The 18,152-nt window shown below is 65.8% G+C and carries 16 protein-coding genes; 15 read left to right on the top strand and 1 reads right to left on the bottom strand.

Going from position 1 to position 18,152, the window contains the following annotated elements:
• The first annotated feature begins 93 nt into the window (after positions 1–93).
• The 14 genes from IB274_RS18555 (at position 94) to IB274_RS18490 (ending at position 15,968) form a co-directional block, all read left to right on the top strand.
• A complete protein-coding gene (locus tag IB274_RS18555) occupies positions 94–936 on the top strand; it encodes an IclR family transcriptional regulator (RefSeq protein ID WP_017519476.1) in 843 nt (280 codons plus the stop codon).
• Positions 937–1,226: 290 nt separating this feature from the next.
• Positions 1,227–2,576, top strand: coding sequence for an MFS transporter (locus tag IB274_RS18550; RefSeq protein ID WP_192433537.1), 1,350 nt, complete (start codon positions 1,227–1,229; stop codon positions 2,574–2,576).
• Between the two features lie 276 nt (positions 2,577–2,852).
• Positions 2,853–3,365, top strand: coding sequence for a GspH/FimT family pseudopilin (locus IB274_RS18545; RefSeq protein WP_192433535.1), 513 nt, complete (start codon positions 2,853–2,855; stop codon positions 3,363–3,365).
• 8 nt (positions 3,366–3,373) lie between these two features.
• Complete coding sequence (gene pilV, locus IB274_RS18540; RefSeq protein ID WP_192433534.1) at positions 3,374–3,919, top strand: type IV pilus modification protein PilV; 546 nt, start codon at positions 3,374–3,376, stop codon at positions 3,917–3,919.
• A gap of 1 nt (position 3,920) precedes the next feature.
• A complete protein-coding gene (locus tag IB274_RS18535; protein WP_192433532.1) occupies positions 3,921–4,697 on the top strand; it encodes a PilW family protein in 777 nt (258 codons plus the stop codon).
• Positions 4,694–5,236, top strand: a complete 543-nt coding sequence (locus IB274_RS18530; protein WP_192433530.1) for a PilX N-terminal domain-containing pilus assembly protein — start codon at positions 4,694–4,696, stop codon at positions 5,234–5,236. The genes IB274_RS18535 and IB274_RS18530 overlap by 4 nt, the downstream gene beginning before the upstream one ends.
• Positions 5,237–5,264: 28 nt before the next feature.
• Positions 5,265–9,602 carry a pilus assembly protein gene (locus tag IB274_RS18525; RefSeq protein WP_225614927.1) on the top strand — a complete coding sequence of 1,446 codons (4,338 nt, stop codon included), beginning with the start codon at positions 5,265–5,267 and terminating at the stop codon, positions 9,600–9,602.
• A gap of 12 nt (positions 9,603–9,614) precedes the next feature.
• Positions 9,615–10,028 carry a type IV pilin protein gene (locus IB274_RS18520; RefSeq protein ID WP_192433528.1) on the top strand — a complete coding sequence of 138 codons (414 nt, stop codon included), beginning with the start codon at positions 9,615–9,617 and terminating at the stop codon, positions 10,026–10,028.
• Between the two features lie 221 nt (positions 10,029–10,249).
• A complete protein-coding gene (locus tag IB274_RS18515) occupies positions 10,250–11,203 on the top strand; it encodes an AraC family transcriptional regulator (RefSeq protein WP_192433526.1) in 954 nt (317 codons plus the stop codon).
• Positions 11,204–11,394: 191 nt separating this feature from the next.
• Positions 11,395–11,838 (top strand): cupin domain-containing protein, encoded by a 444-nt coding sequence (locus IB274_RS18510; protein ID WP_192433524.1) that lies wholly within the window; start codon positions 11,395–11,397, stop codon positions 11,836–11,838.
• Positions 11,839–11,988: 150 nt separating this feature from the next.
• Complete coding sequence (gene benA, locus IB274_RS18505; protein ID WP_192433522.1) at positions 11,989–13,356, top strand: benzoate 1,2-dioxygenase large subunit; 1,368 nt, start codon at positions 11,989–11,991, stop codon at positions 13,354–13,356.
• Positions 13,356–13,841, top strand: coding sequence for a benzoate 1,2-dioxygenase small subunit (benB, locus tag IB274_RS18500; protein ID WP_225614926.1), 486 nt, complete (start codon positions 13,356–13,358; stop codon positions 13,839–13,841). Before benA ends, benB begins: the two co-directional genes overlap by 1 nt.
• 154 nt (positions 13,842–13,995) lie before the next feature.
• The gene (gene benC, locus IB274_RS18495; protein WP_192433518.1) at positions 13,996–15,006 is read left to right on the top strand and encodes a benzoate 1,2-dioxygenase electron transfer component BenC; all 1,011 of its coding nucleotides are present in this window, start codon (positions 13,996–13,998) and stop codon (positions 15,004–15,006) included.
• A 188-nt stretch (positions 15,007–15,194) separates the two neighbouring features.
• Entirely contained in the window at positions 15,195–15,968 is a 774-nt protein-coding gene (locus tag IB274_RS18490) for a 1,6-dihydroxycyclohexa-2,4-diene-1-carboxylate dehydrogenase (protein WP_192433516.1), read from the top strand.
• A gap of 18 nt (positions 15,969–15,986) precedes the next feature.
• Here IB274_RS18490 and IB274_RS18485 read toward each other — a convergent pair whose 3' ends face one another.
• On the bottom strand, positions 15,987–16,859 hold the full coding sequence (locus tag IB274_RS18485; protein WP_192433514.1) for a LysR family transcriptional regulator: 873 nt from the start codon (positions 16,857–16,859) through the stop codon (positions 15,987–15,989).
• A 148-nt stretch (positions 16,860–17,007) separates the two neighbouring features.
• On the opposite strand from IB274_RS18485, the gene IB274_RS18480 reads away from it, so the two are divergent.
• Complete coding sequence (locus IB274_RS18480) at positions 17,008–18,129, top strand: muconate cycloisomerase family protein (protein WP_192433512.1); 1,122 nt, start codon at positions 17,008–17,010, stop codon at positions 18,127–18,129.
• Positions 18,130–18,152 lie beyond the last annotated feature (23 nt).

Below are 18,152 nucleotides of genomic sequence, written 5' to 3'. Positions count from 1 at the left end.
GAGAAGCTCTGTTCGATAATCGGTCAGCCGTGTTGCGATAATCGCCCGCGCGTGTCGATAATCGCCCGAAATTCGCCTGCCAGGACAACAACAATGACCGACGCTCCCCGTGCCAGCCTGCCGCCCCTCGCGCCGCCAATCATCGCTTCGCCCGCCAAGCGCATCGAAGCCTTCACCGGCGACCCGAATTTCATGACTTCGCTGGCCCGTGGCTTGGCGGTGATCCATGCGTTCCAGGAGCGCAAGCGCCACCTGACCATCGCGCAGATCAGTCACCGTACCGAGATTCCGCGCGCCGCCGTGCGCCGCTGCCTGCACACGCTGATGAAGCTCGGCTACGTGACCTCCGACGGTCGCACCTATTCGCTGCTGCCCAAGGTGCTGACCCTCGGTCACGCCTATCTGTCCTCGACGCCCCTGGCGGTCACCGCCCAGCCGATCCTCGACCGCTTGAGCGAGCAACTGCACGAGGCCTGCTCCATGGCCACGCTGGAAGGCGACGAGATTCTCTATATCGCCCGCTCGGCCACGCCGCAGCGCTTGATCTCGGTCGACCTGAGCGTCGGCAGCCGCCTGCCGGCCTATTGCACGTCTATGGGTCGCATCCTGCTCGCCGGGCTGAACGACGACGCGCTAGAGGATTACCTCGCCCACGCCGACCTGCAGGTGAAGACCAGCCGCACCGTGCACACCCCGGAAATGCTCCGCGCGAGCATCGCCGAGATCCGCCAGCAGGGCTGGGTGATCATCGATCAGGAACTGGAGGTCGGCCTGCGTTCCATCGCCGTGCCGCTGAAGGATTCCGCCGGCCAGGTGCTGGCCGCGCTGAACGTTGGCACCCACGCCGGCCGCGTGTCGCGCCAGGAGCTGGAAACGCGCTTCCTGCCGGTGCTGCTGGAGGCCAGTCGCGAGCTGGGTACGCGGCTTTTCCATTGAGTCTGGGGAGGCTGGCCGGTCTTTCGCCGGCCTCTGGCATTCCCTGTTCGCTAACCGCCCACTGTGGCGATTATCGAATTGAACGGCTCTACGTCTCTTCGTACTGTTGCTCGACCCGTCCAGCCGGACGGGCAATAACAACAATGAGCGTCAGCCATGGCCCCTGTATGCCTGTCCGATCTGCCGGTTCGTGCGTCCATCGGCTCGCGCCTCATTCCTGTCCAGCTTGCGGGAGTGCAGGGCGATAAAGCCGGCCTTCCCGCGACGACGCCTTCGCAGGAAGTCTTCGCATGACCAGTTCCGCCCACGTGCCCGCTGCCGGCACTCTTGACGTCCAGTCGTTCATCAACGCCCAGCCGCTGTCGCTGTACCAGTGCCGTATCGTGCTGCTGTGCTTCCTCATCGTCTTCCTCGACGGGCTGGATACCGCTGCAATGGGCTTTATCGCCCCGGCGCTGACCCAGGACTGGGGCATCGATCGCGCCAGCCTCGGCCCGGTGATGAGCGCCGCGCTGATCGGCATGGTGTTCGGCGCCCTGGGCTCCGGCCCGCTGGCCGACCGCTTCGGGCGCAAGGGCGTGCTGGTGGTGGCGGTGTTCCTCTTCGGCCTGTTCAGCCTGATCTCGGCCTACAGCAGCAACCTCGAGCAATTGATGGCGCTGCGTCTGCTGACCGGCATTGGTTTGGGCGCGGCGATGCCCAACGCCACCACGCTGCTCTCGGAGTACACCCCCGAGCGCCTCAAGTCGCTGCTGGTGACCAGCATGTTCTGCGGCTTCAACCTGGGTATGGCGTCGGGCGGCTTCGTCTCCGCCAAGCTGATCCCGGCCTACGGCTGGCACAGCCTGCTGCTGCTCGGCGGCGTGCTTCCGCTGCTGCTGGCGGTGGTGTTGCTGGTGTGGCTGCCGGAGTCGGCGCGCTTCCTGGTGGTGCGTAATCGCGGGGCGGACAAGGTCAAGCGCGTGCTGGCGCCCATAGCTCCGGCCGAGGTGGTCGCGGCCCGTGACTTCAGCGTGCCCGAGCAGAAAACGGTGCAGAGCCGCAACGTGTTCAAGGTGATCTTCTCCGGTACCTACAGCGCAGGAACCCTGCTGCTGTGGCTGACCTATTTCATGGGTCTGGTGATCGTCTACCTGCTCACCAGCTGGTTGCCGACGCTGATGCGCGACGCCGGCGCGAGCATGGAGCAGGCCGCCTTCATCGGCGCGCTGTTCCAGCTTGGCGGGGTGCTCAGTTCGGTGGCGGTGGGTTGGGCCATGGACCGCTTCAACCCGCACAAGGTCATCGGCATCTTCTACTGCCTGGCCGGCGTGTTCGCCTACTTCGTCGGACAGAGCCTGGGTACCGTCACGCTGCTGGCGACCCTGGTGCTGGCTGCTGGCATGTGCGTGAACGGCGCGCAGTCAGCCATGCCGTCGCTGGCGGCGCGCTTCTACCCCACCCAGGGGCGCGCCACCGGGGTGTCCTGGATGCTTGGCATCGGCCGCTTTGGTGCCATCCTCGGTGCCTGGATAGGCGCGACACTGCTGGGCCTGGGCTGGAACTTCGAGCAGGTGCTGACCGCGCTGATGGTGCCTGCCGCCATCGCCACCGCGGCGGTGCTGATCAAGGGGCTGGTGAGCCACGCTGACGCCACCTGACAGGCGCTTCTGACAGGGCCGCGATGCAAGGTCGCGGCCTTCCTGTTCGCCGGCGCCCAAGGCGCCCGTCGGGCTCGACGCGATGTCGGCTGCCCTGCCGCCAGGAGGATGAACGGTCGCCCAGTAGGAGTGAACGGTCGAAAAAATTCCCTGTTTCGCTTAATCGGATTCAACTCCCTGAAGAAATTGCTGTCGGACCAGTAGCCAATCTTTGTCTTGGCACCCGCAAGGGGGCTCCTGTTTGAGCCAGCCACCTGACCATCGTTGGAAAAGTCCATGGTTCTTCATGCAGTGGGATGCTCGATTTTCCGCCCGATAGTGCGGCGCGGCCCCGGACGCCAGGAAGGCTTCTCCCTGGTGGAGCTGATGGTGGCGGTCGCATTGCTGGCGATCTTCGCCGGCGTGGCCCTGCCAGGCTTCCGCTACCTGATCGAATCCAGCCGGGTGCAGAGTGGCGCCTCGACGCTTTACCGGCTGCTCCAGGCGTCCCGCGCCGACGCCGTGAATTCCCGCCAGACCCTCACGCTTTGCCCCAGCAGTGGAAACCTGCAGTGGGTGGTGGTGCGCGCGAGCACCTGTGGCTCCATCACCGCCACCTCGGTGGGCCAGCGCCTGGACCTGCCGAGCAGCCTCAGTATCAGTAGCAGTGTCAACAACCTCTCGTTCAAGCCCGATGGCAGCGCCGCAGCGGCTGATCTGGGCATATCCAGCGATGGCACCAACAAGGCGTTCAGCATCAAGGTGGCTGCTTCGGGTTACATCAGCCTGCAGAGTGCGACCGGCCAATGAGACGGAGCATGGCGAGACACAGCGTGGCCGGTTTCAGTCTGGTGGAGGTGATGGTGGCTCTGCTGGTCACCTGCTTCGGCGTGCTCGGCATGCTGGCGATGCAGGGGCGAACCATCGCCTACGCCCAGGACACCATCCTGCGTAGTAGTGCGGCGGAACTGGCGGACGAACTGATGGAGATGATGCGCACCGATATCTATTCCACCCAGGACGGCAGCGCGGCACAGGTGGTGCCACCGTCGAGCTGGGGCTACTACAAGGCCGCCAGCGCGTCATTTCCCATCGCTCCCGGCAGTTGCGCGTCACTGGCGAAATTGACCGCCAGCCAGCGCCTGGCCTGCTGGGCGCAGCGGGTGAACCAGGCGCTGCCGGGTGCTTCGGACCTGGCTGGCGAGTTCCATGTCTGCCGCACCAATGGCAGCAGCACGTGCAGCAACAGCGGGTCGGCCATCGAGATCCAGCTGGCCTGGCGGGTGAAGGCCGGTGAGTGCCTGGACGCCAACGCCACCGGCGATAACACCATCTGCCGTTACGTACTGCGGGAGGAACCCTAGGATGCGCGGGCCGGGTGTGCGTGCGCAGGCTGGGGTGACGCTCATCGAGCTGATGATCGCCATGGGCCTGAGCCTGTTCCTGATCCTGGGCATTACCCAGATGTTCCTCGATGGACAGGACCGTTCGCGCTACTTCGATGGCCAGGCGCAGAACCAGGACAACGCGCGCTACGCCCAGCAGATGCTCGACGCACGCCTGTCGAAAGCCGGTTACCGGCGCCTGCCGTCCTCGCGGATGACCGCCGCGTTTCCCGCGCAGACCAGCAACGGCTGCGTCTTCGCAGCCGGTCAGGCACTGGTGCGGGTAGATGCCAATACCGTCTGCCTGCGCTACCAGCCGCGCGACACTACCGATGTCGATTGCACCGGTGCTTCACTGGCCAGCCGCGCCGGGGTGAACAAGCCCTACAGCAACTACAGCCCGAGCAACAACGTGGTCGAGAAATTCACCCTGGGCAACGGTCAACTGACCTGTAACGGCAGCGCCCTGGTGGAGAACGTGGTGGCGCTGCGCTTCGATTTCGGAGTGGACAGCGAGAGCGACGAATTCAATCGCCAGGTGACGCAGTACGTCGCCACGCCGGCCACTGGCCAAACAGTGCGCAGCCTGCGTTACGCGCTACTGCTGGCCAGCAGCGGCTCGGTGAGCAGCAGGTTGGCTGCCACCACCTGTCAGCGCTGGCAGGACCTGTACGGCAGCAAGGCTTGCACCGATGGCGATGGGCCCGTGCGGCGCATCGTCAGCGGGACCAGCATGTTGAGGAACCTGATGCCATGACCCGACTGTCTTCCCGCCGGCAGCGCGGCGCGGTTTTATTCGTCGCACTGGTGATGCTGTTGCTGATCACCCTCGCCGCCGTCGGTGGCATGCGCGGCATGCAGCTGGAAGGGCGGATGACCGGCAATCGCCTGGAGCAGCAGCGGCTGATGAGTGCGGCCGAATCCGCGCTGCGCGAAGGGGAAGGGCGCCTGCGCAAGAGCCCCCGCGCGTTGGACAACTGCACGGCGGGCACCTCACCTTGCTTCACCGCGGCGGCGATCAGCTACAGCACCGACTTCAGCAAGTCCAATCTCTACTCCGGCATGGACGGCGGCACCAGCCTGCTGCGCAGTGCGCGCTGGTACCTGCGCTACATCTCGAACAACTGCAAGGGTGGCGCGGGTGGCAGCGCCAACTCCTACCTGTCGAAAGGGCAGGTGGGGTGCACCTACTACTACGAGGTCAACTCGCAGGCCTACAAGGGCACCGCCACGAGCAAGGCTTGCGGGGCCGATGCGCTGTGCCTGCGTTCGACCTTCGGGCTGGTGATCCCGTGAATCGTTGTGCTCGAAGGATGCCGACGCCATGGCTTGCTCAATGAGCATGCTGCGCACGACGCTGTTCCTGCTGCTGGTGTGCCTGGCGGGCGCGCCGGCGTGGGGGGCGTCCCTGGCGCAGACGCCGCTGTTCGTCAGCAACATCGCCCCACCGATGAACATGCTGGTCGTCGGACGTGACCAGAAGTTGTACTTCCCGGCCTACAACGACGCTTCCGACATCGACGGTGACGGCCAGCTGGACACCTACTACAAGCCCGGCATCGACTACACCGGCTACTTCGATTCCTACAAGTGCTACGTCTACGACGTGCTCAGCGGCACCTTCGCGCCCTCCAGCACCACGAGCACCAAGAAGTGCACCAGCGCCGTGGGACGTTGGAGCGGCGATTACCTCAACTACCTGACCATGTCGCGCCAGGACGTGCTGCGCAAGGTGCTCTACGGTGGCTATCGCTCCACCGACAGCACCCTTTCCACGGTACTCGAGCGGGCTTTCATCCCTAACGACGCGCACAGTTGGGGCAAGGAGTATCTGAGCGTCGCCCGCGACGGCTACAGCCTCTCCGACTACACCCCGATCCCGGTTCCCACCAACGGCAAGTACGTGCTCTTCGCCAACACCTCGATCGGCAGCGGCACACTGGGCGCCTACAACAGCGCAGCAGTGCCCCGCTTGCGCGTCATCACCAGCACCCAGCAGACACTGGGCACCTACCGCATCTGGGGCTGGGTCTCGCGGGAGTCGGCCCAGGGCACCAATACCCTCACCAGCACCACCAACAGCGACGCCACCATCGTCCCCGCCTACGATCTCAACGTCCGGGTGCAGGTCTGCGTAGCCGGCCTGCGGGAAAGCAACTGCGCGCAGTACGGCAGCCTCTACAAGCCCACGGGCGTGCTGCACGACTATGGCGCCTCGGACAAGATGTACTTCGGCCTGGTCACCGGCACCTACGCCAACAACCTGCGCGGCGGCGTAGTGCGCAAGGCGGCGGCGTCCTTCAGCAACGAGTACAACAGCTCCACCGGGCGCTTTCTGACCGACTCCACCACCGGCACCGGCTGCCTCAACGGTCGCTGCTACGTAAACAACAGCGGCATTGTCGCCAACCTCGACCGGCTGGTGTTCTCCGCCGGCTGCACCGACTCCAGCGGCTACAACCTCAATCCGCTGACCAACGGCAAGTGCGTCGACTGGGGCAACCCGCTGGGCGAGATGGCCTACGAGACCCTGCGCTACTACGCCGGCAAGGCGCCGACCGCGGCTTACGCGGCCGGCACGGCCGACACCAACGTGGGCCTTTCCAGCCTGACCAGCTGGGCCAACCCCTACAGCACCTATCCGTCCTGCACCCGGCCGTTCATGACGCTGATGAGCGACGTCAACCCGAGCTACGACTCGGATGTGCCGGGCAGCTCCCTGGGCACCGACAGCCAGCCGACCAACGACATCAGCTTCAACTTCGCCAGCGTCGGCGCCACCCTGTGGAGCCGCGAAGTGGGCGGCAGCGCCTCGGTGAACGTCGGCCAGTCCGGCGGCACCAATGACTCGGCACCCACCGCCAAGACTGCCAGCAGCTTCGCCACCATTCGCGGACTGGCCGAGGAGCCCACGCGCCAGGGCAGCTACGCGACCTCGGCTGTGTCCTTCTTCGGCAGCCAGAACGCGCTGACCACCGCGGGCTCGAACAAGGTGCAGAGCTTCTCCATCGCCCAGTCCTCGACCCTGCCCAACATCCGTATCAAGACCAGCAAGGGCATGCTGCGCCTGGTGCCGTTCAGCATGAACGTCAGCCAGGGCGTGGTCAGCCAGATCACCGGCTTCTACATCGACACCCTGACTCGCGACGGCGCCGGCAACCTCACCTCCATCACTTTCCGCGTGGTCTACGACGACTCCGCCCAGGGCCGCGACTACGACATGGACGCCATCGTGCTATATACCGTGACGGCCAGGAGCGATGGCTCCGTGGACGTGACCAGCCAGACCGAATACTCGGTGGCCGGTGACGAGTCGCACATGGGCTACACCATGGCCGGCACCACCAAGGACGGCGTGTACCTGGAGGTCACCGGCGGCGGCAACGGCTCGGTACGTAACAGGCTCGACACCCCCGACGGCAAGTTTCCCGGCGATTGCGCGGCGACCGGCATCAGCTGCGCTCTGCTGCCCGGCCTGAGCGGCAGCAGCGGGGCGCTCAGCGGCAACCGCCTGGCCTACCACACGCGCAATTTCACGCCCTCGGCCACCACCGCGGTGACCAACCTGCAGGACCCCCTGTGGTACGCCGCCAAGTACGGCAAGACCGACCTCATCAACTGGGATCGCGACGGCGACGGCGTGCCGGACAACTACTTCCTGGTCAGCAACCCCGGCAAACTGGCCTCCCAGCTCAAGTCGGCATTCGACGACATACTCCAACTCAATACCTCGGTCGCCGCCGTGGCGGTGGACTCGCAGTCGCTGGACAGTGGCAGCTACACCTACGGCACCAGCTTCGTCACTGGCGACTGGACCGGCGACCTGCTGAAGAAGCAGCGAAGCATGACCACCAGCAGCACCGGGGCGATCACCACGACCACCACCACCCTGTGGCGGGCATCGGCGCAACTGGGCACGCCCAGTGCGCGCAACATCCTGTTCGCCAAGAGCGGCGCACTCACTCCATTCAACTGGAGCAACCTGACTGCCGCCCAGCAGACCCAACTCAACCGCACCGTTGCCGGCGTGGTGGACAGCCAAGGGCAGGCACGGGTCGGTTTTCTGCGCGGTGAGAACAACACCTTCCGCACCCGAACCACATTGCTCGGCGACATGATCAATTCGGCGCCCGTGCTGGTCAGTGGCTCCGACTACTTGGCTTCGCGCGCCGACGCCCTGGAGGGCAGCGCCACCTATGCGGCGTTCGCCACCGCGCTGGCGGCGAAGCCCTCGGTGGTTTACGTCGGCGCCAACGACGGCATGCTGCACGCCTTCAACGCGACCACCGGCGCCGAGATCTTCGCCTTCATCCCCAGCGCGGTGATCCCCAACCTCAACGCCCTTACCGCGCCGGACTACGGCAAGCAGCAAGGCACCGAGCACCGTTATTTCGTCGACGGCACGCCGGTGGTGTCCGACGTCTACTACGGCTCGGCCTGGCACAAGGTCCTGCTGGGCAGTCTCGGCGCCGGCGGCCGCGAGGTATTTGCCCTCGATGTCACCGACCCCACCGCACCCAGACTGCTCTGGGAGTTCACCGGCGACAACGACAGCAGCCTCGGCTACACGGCGGCGCGGCCTTCCATTGCGCGCCTGCACAGCGGCAAGTGGGTAGCCCTGGTGCCCAACGGCTACGACACCGGCAGCAGTACCGCCTCACTGCTGATCATCGACATCCAGACCGGCGCGCTGCTGAAGAAGATCACCGCTATCCCGAGCCTGACCGCGGCCGAAACCGCTTCGCTGGACGCCCTCAACAACGGCCTGTCGCGACTATTCGTGGCGGATGCCAACAGTGACGGCATCGCCGACTACGCCTACGGCGGCGACCTGCTGGGCAACCTCTGGCGTTTCGACCTGATCGACACCAGCGTGGGCGACCCGCTCAACAGCACCGCCTCGGAGGCGCGCTACGCCGTGTCCTTCGGCGGCAGCCCGCTGTACGTCGCGCGCAACGCCAGCGGTACGCGCCAGCCGATCACCAGCGCGCCGTCCCTGGTCGACCATCCTGGCGGCATCGGCTACATCGTTGCCTTTGGCACCGGCCGCTACCTGCTCACTGCCGACAAGACCTCCACCGCGCCGCAGAGCGTCTACGGCATCTGGGACCGCAAGGTCGCCGGCGAAGCCACCACCTCCTCGCTGACGTCGGCGCGCACGCGCAGCAACCTGCAGGCGCAGACGCTCACGGCAGGCACTTTAAGCGGCACTTCGATCTACACCCTGAGCAACAACGAGGTGGCCTGGTACGACACCTCCGGCAACACCGCTGACGGCAACGTCAACAAGTGGGGCTGGTACTTCGATTTTCCGGTGGCCGGCGAGCGGCAGATCTATGACATGACGCTCTATGGCTCCAGCCTCATCTTCAGCAGTTCCACGCCACAAACCGGCACCTGCGCCGCCGGGCTCTCCGGAACCCGCTACGCGATCGATCCCGAGCGCGGCGGGCTGACGCCGTACAACGTCTTCGACCTGACCAACGATGGCACCTTCGATGCGCTCTCGGCGTTCATAACCGGCGGTGGCGATATCACCGTTTCCGGTGGCTACACCTACACCGGCGCCGAGGGCGGCGGCAGCCTGCTGCCGGATGCCATCCACACCAACACCGGCGCGGTCAGCGGCCGGCGCACCTGGCAGATCCAGCCAGCCAACTGACAGGAATAACGCATGAAGCAAACGCGGCGCGAGAGTGGCTTCACCCTGATCGAACTGATGATCGCGGTGGTGATCGTGGCGATCCTCGCCGGTATCGCCTTCCCCAGCTACCAGCGCTACGTGCTGCGCAGCCATCGGGTCGAGGCCCAGGCGCTGCTCAGCGAGGCGGCTGCCCGGCAGGAGCGCTACTACTCGCAGAACAACGCCTACGCCAGCACCGCCGCCGCGCTGAACATGACCAGCAACGTCAGCGCACTGCAGTACTACAGCCTGGCCATTTCCAACGTCACGGCCACCACCTACACCCTGACTGCCACTGGCAAGGGAACTCAGGCCAAGGATGCCCAGTGCCTGAGCCTGAGCCTCGACCAGGCCGGCACTCGCAGCAACACTGGCACGGGAACCGGCACCACCTGCTGGCAATGAGCAGGCGCCGAAAGCGTGCGATTGGCGAACACTGCGCCCCAGGTCGAATTGCGCCAGTGGCTGCCGGTCCCTAGGGTGAAGCGGATTCGCGGGCCTGCCTTGCATCTGGATTGCCCGCACGACCGTCCATCCCGGCCGATGCCCGCATTCCGGGCCACGGCATAGACTGGGCGCACGAGCCGCGACGAAGAGCGCGGCCAACCACAAGAGTGAGTGCCTGTATGCAAAGCCTGCTGAGCGAGCGCAGCCGCGTGTTCGAACGTGCCGACCCTTACGCGGTATCCGGCTACGTCAACCAGCATGTGGGCACCCACGACCTGTGTTTGCCAGCCCACGGTCATCCCCAGGCCAGCCTCAACCACCGCCGCTTCGCCAGCCTCGACCTGTGCCGCATCAGCTACGGCGGTGCGGTGCGCGTTACCTCGCCTGCACTGGAGAGCATCTTCCACTTGCAGATACTGCTCAGCGGCCATTGCCTGTGGCGTGGCCAGCGCCAGGAACACTACCTGGCGCCGGGCGAACTGCTGCTGATCAACCCGGACGACCCGGTCGACCTGACCTACTCGGACGACTGCGAGAAATTCATCCTGAAGATTCCGGTGACCCTGCTCGAAGCCATCTGCGCCGAGCAGCGCTGGAGCCATCCGCGCGCCGGTGTGCGCTTCACCGAGAACCGTTACCAGTTGGGCGAACTGGAAGGCTTCGTCAACCTGCTGTCGATGGTCTGCCAGGAATCCGAAGCCGGCGAGCGGCTGGCGCGGGTCGACGAGCACTACCAGCAGATAGTTGCCAGCAAGCTGCTGACCCTGCTCAAGACCAACGTCAGCCGCGAACCCATCGCCGGTGCGAGCGCTTCCTTCGAACGCATCGAGGCTTACATCGAAGGCCACCTGCGCGAGGACATCGACGTCGAAGCCCTGGCGCGCCAGGCCTCCATGAGCCTGCGTTCGCTCTACGCGTTGTTCGAGCGGCACGCCGGTGCCACGCCGCGCCAGTACATCCGCCGCCTCAAGCTGGAGCGCATCCGCGCTTGCCTGAGCGATCCGGCCTGCCCGGTGCGCAACGTCACCGAGCTGGCGCTGGACTATGGCTTCCTGCACCTCGGGCGCTTTGCCGAAGGCTACCGCCAGCAGTTCGGCGAGCTGCCATCGGAGACACTCAAGCGCCGCAGCTGATCTCCGCCCCCTGAAGGAGCGGACCATGCCGGTGATCCGCCGGCAGGCCGGCGTTTCAGACGGTTTGCGAAGTGGCCGGAAGTAGCGATGCCACCTTGCCGTTCCTCCGATTCCCCGCTTCGCTTGCGCGGATGGGGCTGTACTTGGGATACACGTACCAATGCGTGCGCAACCCCAGGGAGGTCGCGTCCATGAATCCCACCCCGTTCATCCTCTCGCCGGGAGAGCGCAGCCCGGCCCTCAATGTTGTCGGCATCCGCATCAACGTGCTGGTGGCCGACACCGACTCGGCGGCGCAGCGGATCACCTTCCAGGCAGGCGAGGAGGGCGCCGGGCCGCCGCCGCATACCCATGACTGGGACGAGTCCTTCTATGTGCTCCACGGCGCGGTCGTCTTCACGGTCGCCGAGCGCACGGCCGCCTGCCTGGCCGGCACGTTGATTCATATTCCCGCCGGCACCTTGCATGGCTTCAGCTTCGGCCCCGGCGGTGGCGAGATGCTCGAAATCACCGGCGCCCAGAGCCAGGCCATCGAGATGTTCCGCGCCCTGGATCGCGAGCTTGTGCCTGGCCCCGTGGACGTGCCGAAGACCGTTGAAGTGGCCGCTGAATACGGCGTCATCTTCCACCTCTGAATCCCCGGCGGCCTGCTCGCGCGGGCCGTCATTGCGGCTTCACGGCAAACCTGCAGAAAACGGATAGCACTCTGCACAAAGCGGATATTGCCCCGCCGAACCCAGCCCTAACCTGAGCCTGCCTGAACAAAAACAACGGAGGCCCCGGCCATGTCCCTGGGTATCGACTACTTGCGTTCGCTGCTTGAGGAAGACCCTGCCAAAGGCGTCTATCGCTGCCGGCGGGAGATGTTCACCGACCCGCGCCTGTTCGACCTGGAGATGAAACACATCTTCGAAGGCAACTGGGTCTACCTCGCCCATGAAAGCCAGATCCCCGAGAAGAACGACTTCCTGACCGCCATGATCGGCCGCCAGTCGATCTTCATCGCGCGCAGCAAGGACGGCGTGCTCAACGCCTTCCTCAACGCCTGCAGCCACAAGGGCGCCATGCTCTGTCGGCACAAGTCCGGCAACCGCGCAAGCTACACCTGCCCGTTCCACGGCTGGACCTTCAACAACTCCGGCAAGCTGCTCAAGGTGAAGGACCCTGCGGCGGCCGGCTACCCGGAAGGCTTCAACTGCGAAGGCTCCCATGACCTGACCAGAGTGGCGCGCTTCGAGTCCTATCGCGGCTTCCTCTTCGGTAGTCTCAAGGCCGACGTCAAGCCGCTGGTGGAGCACCTGGGCGAGTCGGCGAAGATCATCGACATGATCGTTGACCAGTCTCCCGAGGGCCTGGAGGTACTGCGCGGGTCCTCCAGCTACATCTACGAAGGCAACTGGAAACTCACTGCCGAGAATGGCGCCGATGGCTACCACGTAAGCTCCGTGCACTGGAACTACGCCGCCACCCAGAACCAGCGCCAGCAGCGCGAAGCCGGCGAAGAAGTGAAGACCATGAGCGCCGGTGGCTGGGCCAAGCAGGGCGGGGGGTTCTATTCCTTCGACCATGGCCACCTGCTGCTTTGGACCCGCTGGGCCAACCCCGAAGCGCGCCCGGCCTTCGAGCGCCGCGACGAACTGGCCCGCGACCATGGCCGCGCCCGCGCCGACTGGATGATCGAGAACTCGCGCAACCTCTGCCTGTACCCCAACGTCTACCTGATGGACCAGTTCAGCTCGCAGATCCGCATCGCCCGGCCCATCGACGTCAACCGCACCGAGATCACCATCTACTGCATCGCGCCCAAGGGCGAGAGCAGCGAGGCGCGTGCCCAGCGCATCCGCCAGTACGAAGACTTCTTCAACGTCAGCGGCATGGCCACGCCGGACGACCTGGAGGAATTCCGCTCCTGCCAGCAGGCCTACCAGGGCAGCGCTGGCGGTTGGAACGATATGTCGCGCGGGGCGAAGCACTGGGTTGAAGGCGCCGACGACGCGGCGCGGGAGATCGACCTGGCGCCGGCTCTGTCCGGCGTGCGCACCGAGGACGAAGGTCTGTTCGTGCTGCAGCACCAGTACTGGCAGCGGACCATGATCGATGCGCTGGCCGCCGAGCAGGCCAAGCGCATTGCCGTGACAGAGGAGGGCGTGTGATGAGCCGCTACGAGACCGTTCGCGACTTCCTCTACCGCGAAGCGCGCTACCTCGATGACAAGGACTGGGATGCGTGGCTGGAGCTGTACGCCGCTGACGCCACCTTCTGGATGCCCTCATGGGACGACCGCGACCAGCTCACCGAAGACCCACAGCGGGAAATCTCGCTGATCTGGTACGGCAGCCGTGGCGGTCTGGAAGACCGCGTGTTCCGCATCAAGACCGAGCGCTCCAGCGCGACCCTGCCGGACACGCGCACCTCGCACAACCTGAGCAACATCGAGGTGCTCGGCGAGGCCAACGGGCAGTGCCAGGTGCGCTTCAACTGGCACACCCTGAGCTTCCGCTACAAGACCGTCGACAGCTACTTCGGCACCAGCTTCTACACGCTCGATGTGCATGGCGAGCAGCCGCTGGTAAAGGCGAAGAAGGTCGTGCTGAAGAACGACTACGTCAGGCAAGTCATCGACATCTACCACATCTGAAAAACACGGCGTGAAGCTGCTGCGCTTGCCCGTGCTGCGTTGGAGAACGGTCCGTAATGCTCATTCACTGGAGTGAACTGCGCTTCCGAACCGTCCTCCGCCTTGCCCGGCCTGCGCTCGCGACGCTTCAAACCGCGTTTTTGAGGCGAATAACATGAACAAGATCGCGCTCAACTTCGAAGACGGCGTTACCCGTTTCATCGACGCCAGCCCCAGCGAGACCGTGGCCGATGCGGCCTACCGCCAGGGCATCAACATTCCGCTGGATTGCCGCGACGGCGCCTGCGGCACCTGCAAGTGCTTCGCCGAAGCCGGCCGCTATGACCTGGGCCAGGAATACATCGAGGACGCGCTCACCGAGGACGAAGCCGAGCAGGGCTACGTGCTCACCTGCCAGATGCGCGCGCAGAGCGATTGCGTGGTGCGCGTGCCGGCCTCCTCGCAAGTCTGCAAGACCGCCCAGGCCAGTTTCGAGGCCAGCATCAGCGCGGTGCGCCAGCTCTCCGAAAGCACCATCGCGCTATCGATCAAGGGCGAGTCGCTGAGCAGGCTGGCCTTCCTGCCGGGGCAGTACGTCAACCTGCAGGTGCCGGGCAGCGAACAGAGCCGCGCCTACTCCTTCAGCTCGCTGCAGAAGGACGGCGAGGTCAGCTTCCTGATCCGCAACGTACCGGGCGGCCTGATGAGCAGCTTCCTCACCGGCCTGGCCAAGGCCGGTGACGCGCTGTTCCTGGCCGGCCCGCTGGGCAGCTTCTACCTGCGCGAGATCAAACGGCCGTTGTTGCTGCTGGCCGGCGGCACGGGCCTTGCGCCCTTCACCGCGATGCTCGAGCAGATCGCCGAGCGCGGCAGCGAGCATCCGCTGCACCTGATCTACGGCGTCACCCACGACTTCGACCTGGTGGAGATGGACCGCCTGGAAGCCTTCGCCGCGCGCATCCCCAACTTCACCTGGAGCGCCTGCGTGGCCAGCCCCGAGAGCAGCTACCCGCGCAAGGGCTATGTGACCCAGCACATCGAGCCGGCGCACCTGAACGACGGTGAGGTGGATATCTACCTGTGCGGCCCGCCGCCGATGGTTGAGGCGGTCAGCCAGTACATCCGTTTACAGGGCATCACCCCGGCGAATTTCTACTACGAGAAGTTTGCGGCGAGCGCGGCCTGATTGATTGGAGCTGCTGGTGGGACCCTCTCCCCAGCCCTCTCCCTAAAGGGAGAGGGAGCCGTCAGTGCCGGCTGACACCTTTGCATTCATCCTGCGCCGATCCAGCCCCCTCTCCCTTCGGAGCGGGGCGCGCAGCCAGGGTTAGGGAGAGGGCGGTGGGCCAAACGAAGATGCCAAAAGAGGTCACCATGAACCGATTCAAAGACAAGATCGCCCTCGTCACCGGAGCCGCCCAGGGCATCGGCCGGCGCGTCGCCGAGCGGCTGGTGGAAGAGGGCGCCAGGGTCATCGCCGTGGACCGCTCGGAGATCGTCCACGAACTGCAGGACGCCCTCGGCCAGCGCGACGAAGTGCTCACCCTGACCGCCGACCTGGAACGCTTCGCCGATTGCCAGAACGTGGTCGACGAGGCAGTAAAGCGCTTCGGCCGCCTCGACATCCTGGTCAACAACGTCGGCGGCACCATCTGGGCGAAGCCCTTCGAGCACTACGCCGAAGACGAGATCGAAGCCGAGGTACGCCGCTCGCTGTTCCCCACCCTGTGGTGCTGCCGCGTGGCGCTGGTGCCGATGCTGGAGCAGGGCACGGGGGCCATTGTCAACGTCTCGTCCATCGCCACCCGTGGCGTTAACCGCGTTCCCTACGGTGCGGCAAAGGGCGGGGTGAACGCGCTGACCGCCTGCCTGGCCTTCGAGACCGCCGAGCGCGGCGTGCGGGTCAACGCCACCGCGCCCGGCGGCACCGAAGCGCCGCCGCGGCGCATCCCGCGTAACGCGGCGCAGCAGAGCGAGGAGGAGAAAGCCTGGTACCAGCAGATCGTCGACCAGACCGTGGGCAGCAGCCTGATGAAGCGCTACGGCAGCATCGACGAGCAGGTCGGCGCGATTCTCTTCCTCGCCTCCGACGAAGCCAGCTACATCACAGGCGTGACCCTGCCGGTGGGTGGCGGCGACCTCGGCTGAGTCGCCGCCATGATGCGCTCAGGGCAGGTTTGCGCCGATCAGCTGCAGGCAGCGTTGCAGCGGCGCACTGACGTCGCCGCGGCGCTGGCTGAGGATGATCGGCGAGACCGCCTCGGCGTCGGTCAGCGTCGCGTAGCCGATGTCGGCGCGGTGCTGCTGTTGCACCGACGCCGGAACCAACGCTACGCCGAGGCCGGCGGCGACCAGGCCGATGGCGGTCTGCAGCTCGTTGGTCCATTGCGTGACGCGCACGCTCAGGCCGTGAGTGGCGAACAGCGCCAGCACATGGTCGGCGTAGCTGGGGCGCGGGTTGGCGGGGTAGAGCACAAAGTCCTCGCCGGCCAGCTGCGCAAGGCTCAGCGGCGGGCCGAGCAGGCGATGCCCCGCCGGCAGTACGGCGACCATCGGCTCCTCGCGCAATACCTGCTGGACGATGGCCGGATCGTCGATGCGGATGCGCCCGAAGCCGATGTCGATGCGCCCGCTCTTCAGCGCCTCGACCTGCTGCACTGTGGTCATTTCCTGCAGCCCGAGCTCCAGCCCGGCGTCGCCGCGCAGCTCGCGGATCAGCCCGGGCAAGCCGTCGTACAGCGTCGAGGGCGCGAAGCCGATGCCGAACCACTGGCGCTCGCCGTGGCCGATGCGCCGGGTGCTCTCGCAGATGCTTTCCAGCTGCGCCAGCAGGGTGCTGGTCTGCTCGTGGAAGTAGCGTCCGGCGTCGGTCAGGCGCAGCGGCCGGCCACGCTCCAGCAGCGCCACGCCAAGCAGTTCCTCGAGCTGCTGGATCTGCCGGCTCAGTGGCGGCTGGGCGATGTGCAGGCGCTCGGCGGCGCGGGTGAAGTTGAGGGTGCCGGCCACCTCGCGGAAGTAGCGCAGGTGTCGCAGTTCCATGATACCTCCAGGGTATGCAACAAGATGGCAACGATATTGGACTGCCTGCAGGCCCCGGCGCAATCCTTCGTCAATCGTGAAAAGACCTGTCGGGTATCGCCGCAATGCGGCCCGGCCCATCCACAAATCCAAGACCGGAACGCCGTCCATGAGTAGCCCCGTCATCGAACGCATCGAGTCGATCATCGTCGACCTGCCGACCATCCGCCCGCACAAGCTGGCCATGCACACCATGCAGCAGCAGACGCTGGTGATCATCCGCCTGCGCTGCTCCGACGGCGTCGAGGGCATCGGCGAAGCCACCACCATCGGCGGCCTGGCCTATGGCAACGAGAGCCCGGAAAGCATCAAGGCCAACATCGACGCGCACTTCGCGCCGCTGCTCAAGGGCCAGGACGCCAGCAACATCAACGCCTGCATGCAGCGCCTGGACAAGTCGATCAAGGGCAACACCTTTGCCCGCTCGGGTATCGAGAGCGCGCTGCTGGACGCCCAGGGCAAGCGCCTCGGCCTGCCGGTCAGCGAGCTGCTTGGTGGTCGGGTGCGCGACAGTCTCGAAGTGGCCTGGACCCTGGCCTCCGGCGACACCGCCCGCGACATCACCGAAGCCGAGCAGATGCTCGACATCCGCCGCCACCGCATCTTCAAGCTGAAGATCGGCGCCAACCCGCTGGAGCAGGACCTCAAGCATGTGGTGGCGATCAAGAAGGCCCTGGGCGAGCGCGCCAGCGTGCGCGTGGACGTCAACCAGGGTTGGGACGAATCCCAGGCCATTCGCGGCTGCCAGGTGCTCGGCGAGAACGGCATCGACCTGATCGAGCAGCCCATCGCGCGGATCAACCGCAGCGGCCAGGTGCGCCTGAACCAGCGCAGCCCGGCGCCGATCATGGCCGACGAATCCATCGAAAGCGTGGCTGATGCCTTCAGCCTCGCCGCCGACGGCGCCGCCAGCATCTTCGCCCTGAAGATCGCCAAGAACGGCGGCCCGCGCGCTGTGCTGCGCACTGCGCAGATCGCTGAAGCCGCCGGCATCGCGTTGTACGGCGGGACCATGCTCGAAGGCGCGGTCGGCACCCTGGCCTCGGCCCACGCCTTCATCACCCTGGAGAAGCTGACCTGGGCCACCGAGCTGTTCGGCCCGCTGCTGCTCACCGAGGAAATCGTCACCGAGGCGCCGCTCTACCGCGACTTCCAGCTGCACGTGCCGCGCACGCCCGGCCTGGGCCTGACCCTCGACGAGGAGCGCCTGGCGCGCTTCCGCCGCCACTGATTTGCAACCCTTTCCGACTGCCC

This window comes from Pseudomonas sp. PDM18, from assembly GCF_014852585.1.
In the GTDB taxonomy this organism is placed as follows: Bacteria; Pseudomonadota; Gammaproteobacteria; order Pseudomonadales; family Pseudomonadaceae; genus Pseudomonas.
This window is presented reverse-complemented; position numbering and strand designations above follow the sequence as displayed.

Coding starts and splice junctions, on each gene's coding strand:
- IB274_RS18555 (WP_017519476.1), top strand. CDS start 94: ATGACCGACGCTCCCCGTGCCAGCCTGCCGCCCCTCGCGCCGCCAATC.
- IB274_RS18550 (WP_192433537.1), top strand. CDS start 1,227: ATGACCAGTTCCGCCCACGTGCCCGCTGCCGGCACTCTTGACGTCCAG.
- IB274_RS18545 (WP_192433535.1), top strand. CDS start 2,853: ATGGTTCTTCATGCAGTGGGATGCTCGATTTTCCGCCCGATAGTGCGG.
- pilV (WP_192433534.1), top strand. CDS start 3,374: ATGGCGAGACACAGCGTGGCCGGTTTCAGTCTGGTGGAGGTGATGGTG.
- IB274_RS18535 (WP_192433532.1), top strand. CDS start 3,921: ATGCGCGGGCCGGGTGTGCGTGCGCAGGCTGGGGTGACGCTCATCGAG.
- IB274_RS18530 (WP_192433530.1), top strand. CDS start 4,694: ATGACCCGACTGTCTTCCCGCCGGCAGCGCGGCGCGGTTTTATTCGTC.
- IB274_RS18525 (WP_225614927.1), top strand. CDS start 5,265: ATGGCTTGCTCAATGAGCATGCTGCGCACGACGCTGTTCCTGCTGCTG.
- IB274_RS18520 (WP_192433528.1), top strand. CDS start 9,615: ATGAAGCAAACGCGGCGCGAGAGTGGCTTCACCCTGATCGAACTGATG.
- IB274_RS18515 (WP_192433526.1), top strand. CDS start 10,250: ATGCAAAGCCTGCTGAGCGAGCGCAGCCGCGTGTTCGAACGTGCCGAC.
- IB274_RS18510 (WP_192433524.1), top strand. CDS start 11,395: ATGAATCCCACCCCGTTCATCCTCTCGCCGGGAGAGCGCAGCCCGGCC.
- benA (WP_192433522.1), top strand. CDS start 11,989: ATGTCCCTGGGTATCGACTACTTGCGTTCGCTGCTTGAGGAAGACCCT.
- benB (WP_225614926.1), top strand. CDS start 13,356: ATGAGCCGCTACGAGACCGTTCGCGACTTCCTCTACCGCGAAGCGCGC.
- benC (WP_192433518.1), top strand. CDS start 13,996: ATGAACAAGATCGCGCTCAACTTCGAAGACGGCGTTACCCGTTTCATC.
- IB274_RS18490 (WP_192433516.1), top strand. CDS start 15,195: ATGAACCGATTCAAAGACAAGATCGCCCTCGTCACCGGAGCCGCCCAG.
- IB274_RS18485 (WP_192433514.1), bottom strand. CDS start 16,859: ATGGAACTGCGACACCTGCGCTACTTCCGCGAGGTGGCCGGCACCCTC.
- IB274_RS18480 (WP_192433512.1), top strand. CDS start 17,008: ATGAGTAGCCCCGTCATCGAACGCATCGAGTCGATCATCGTCGACCTG.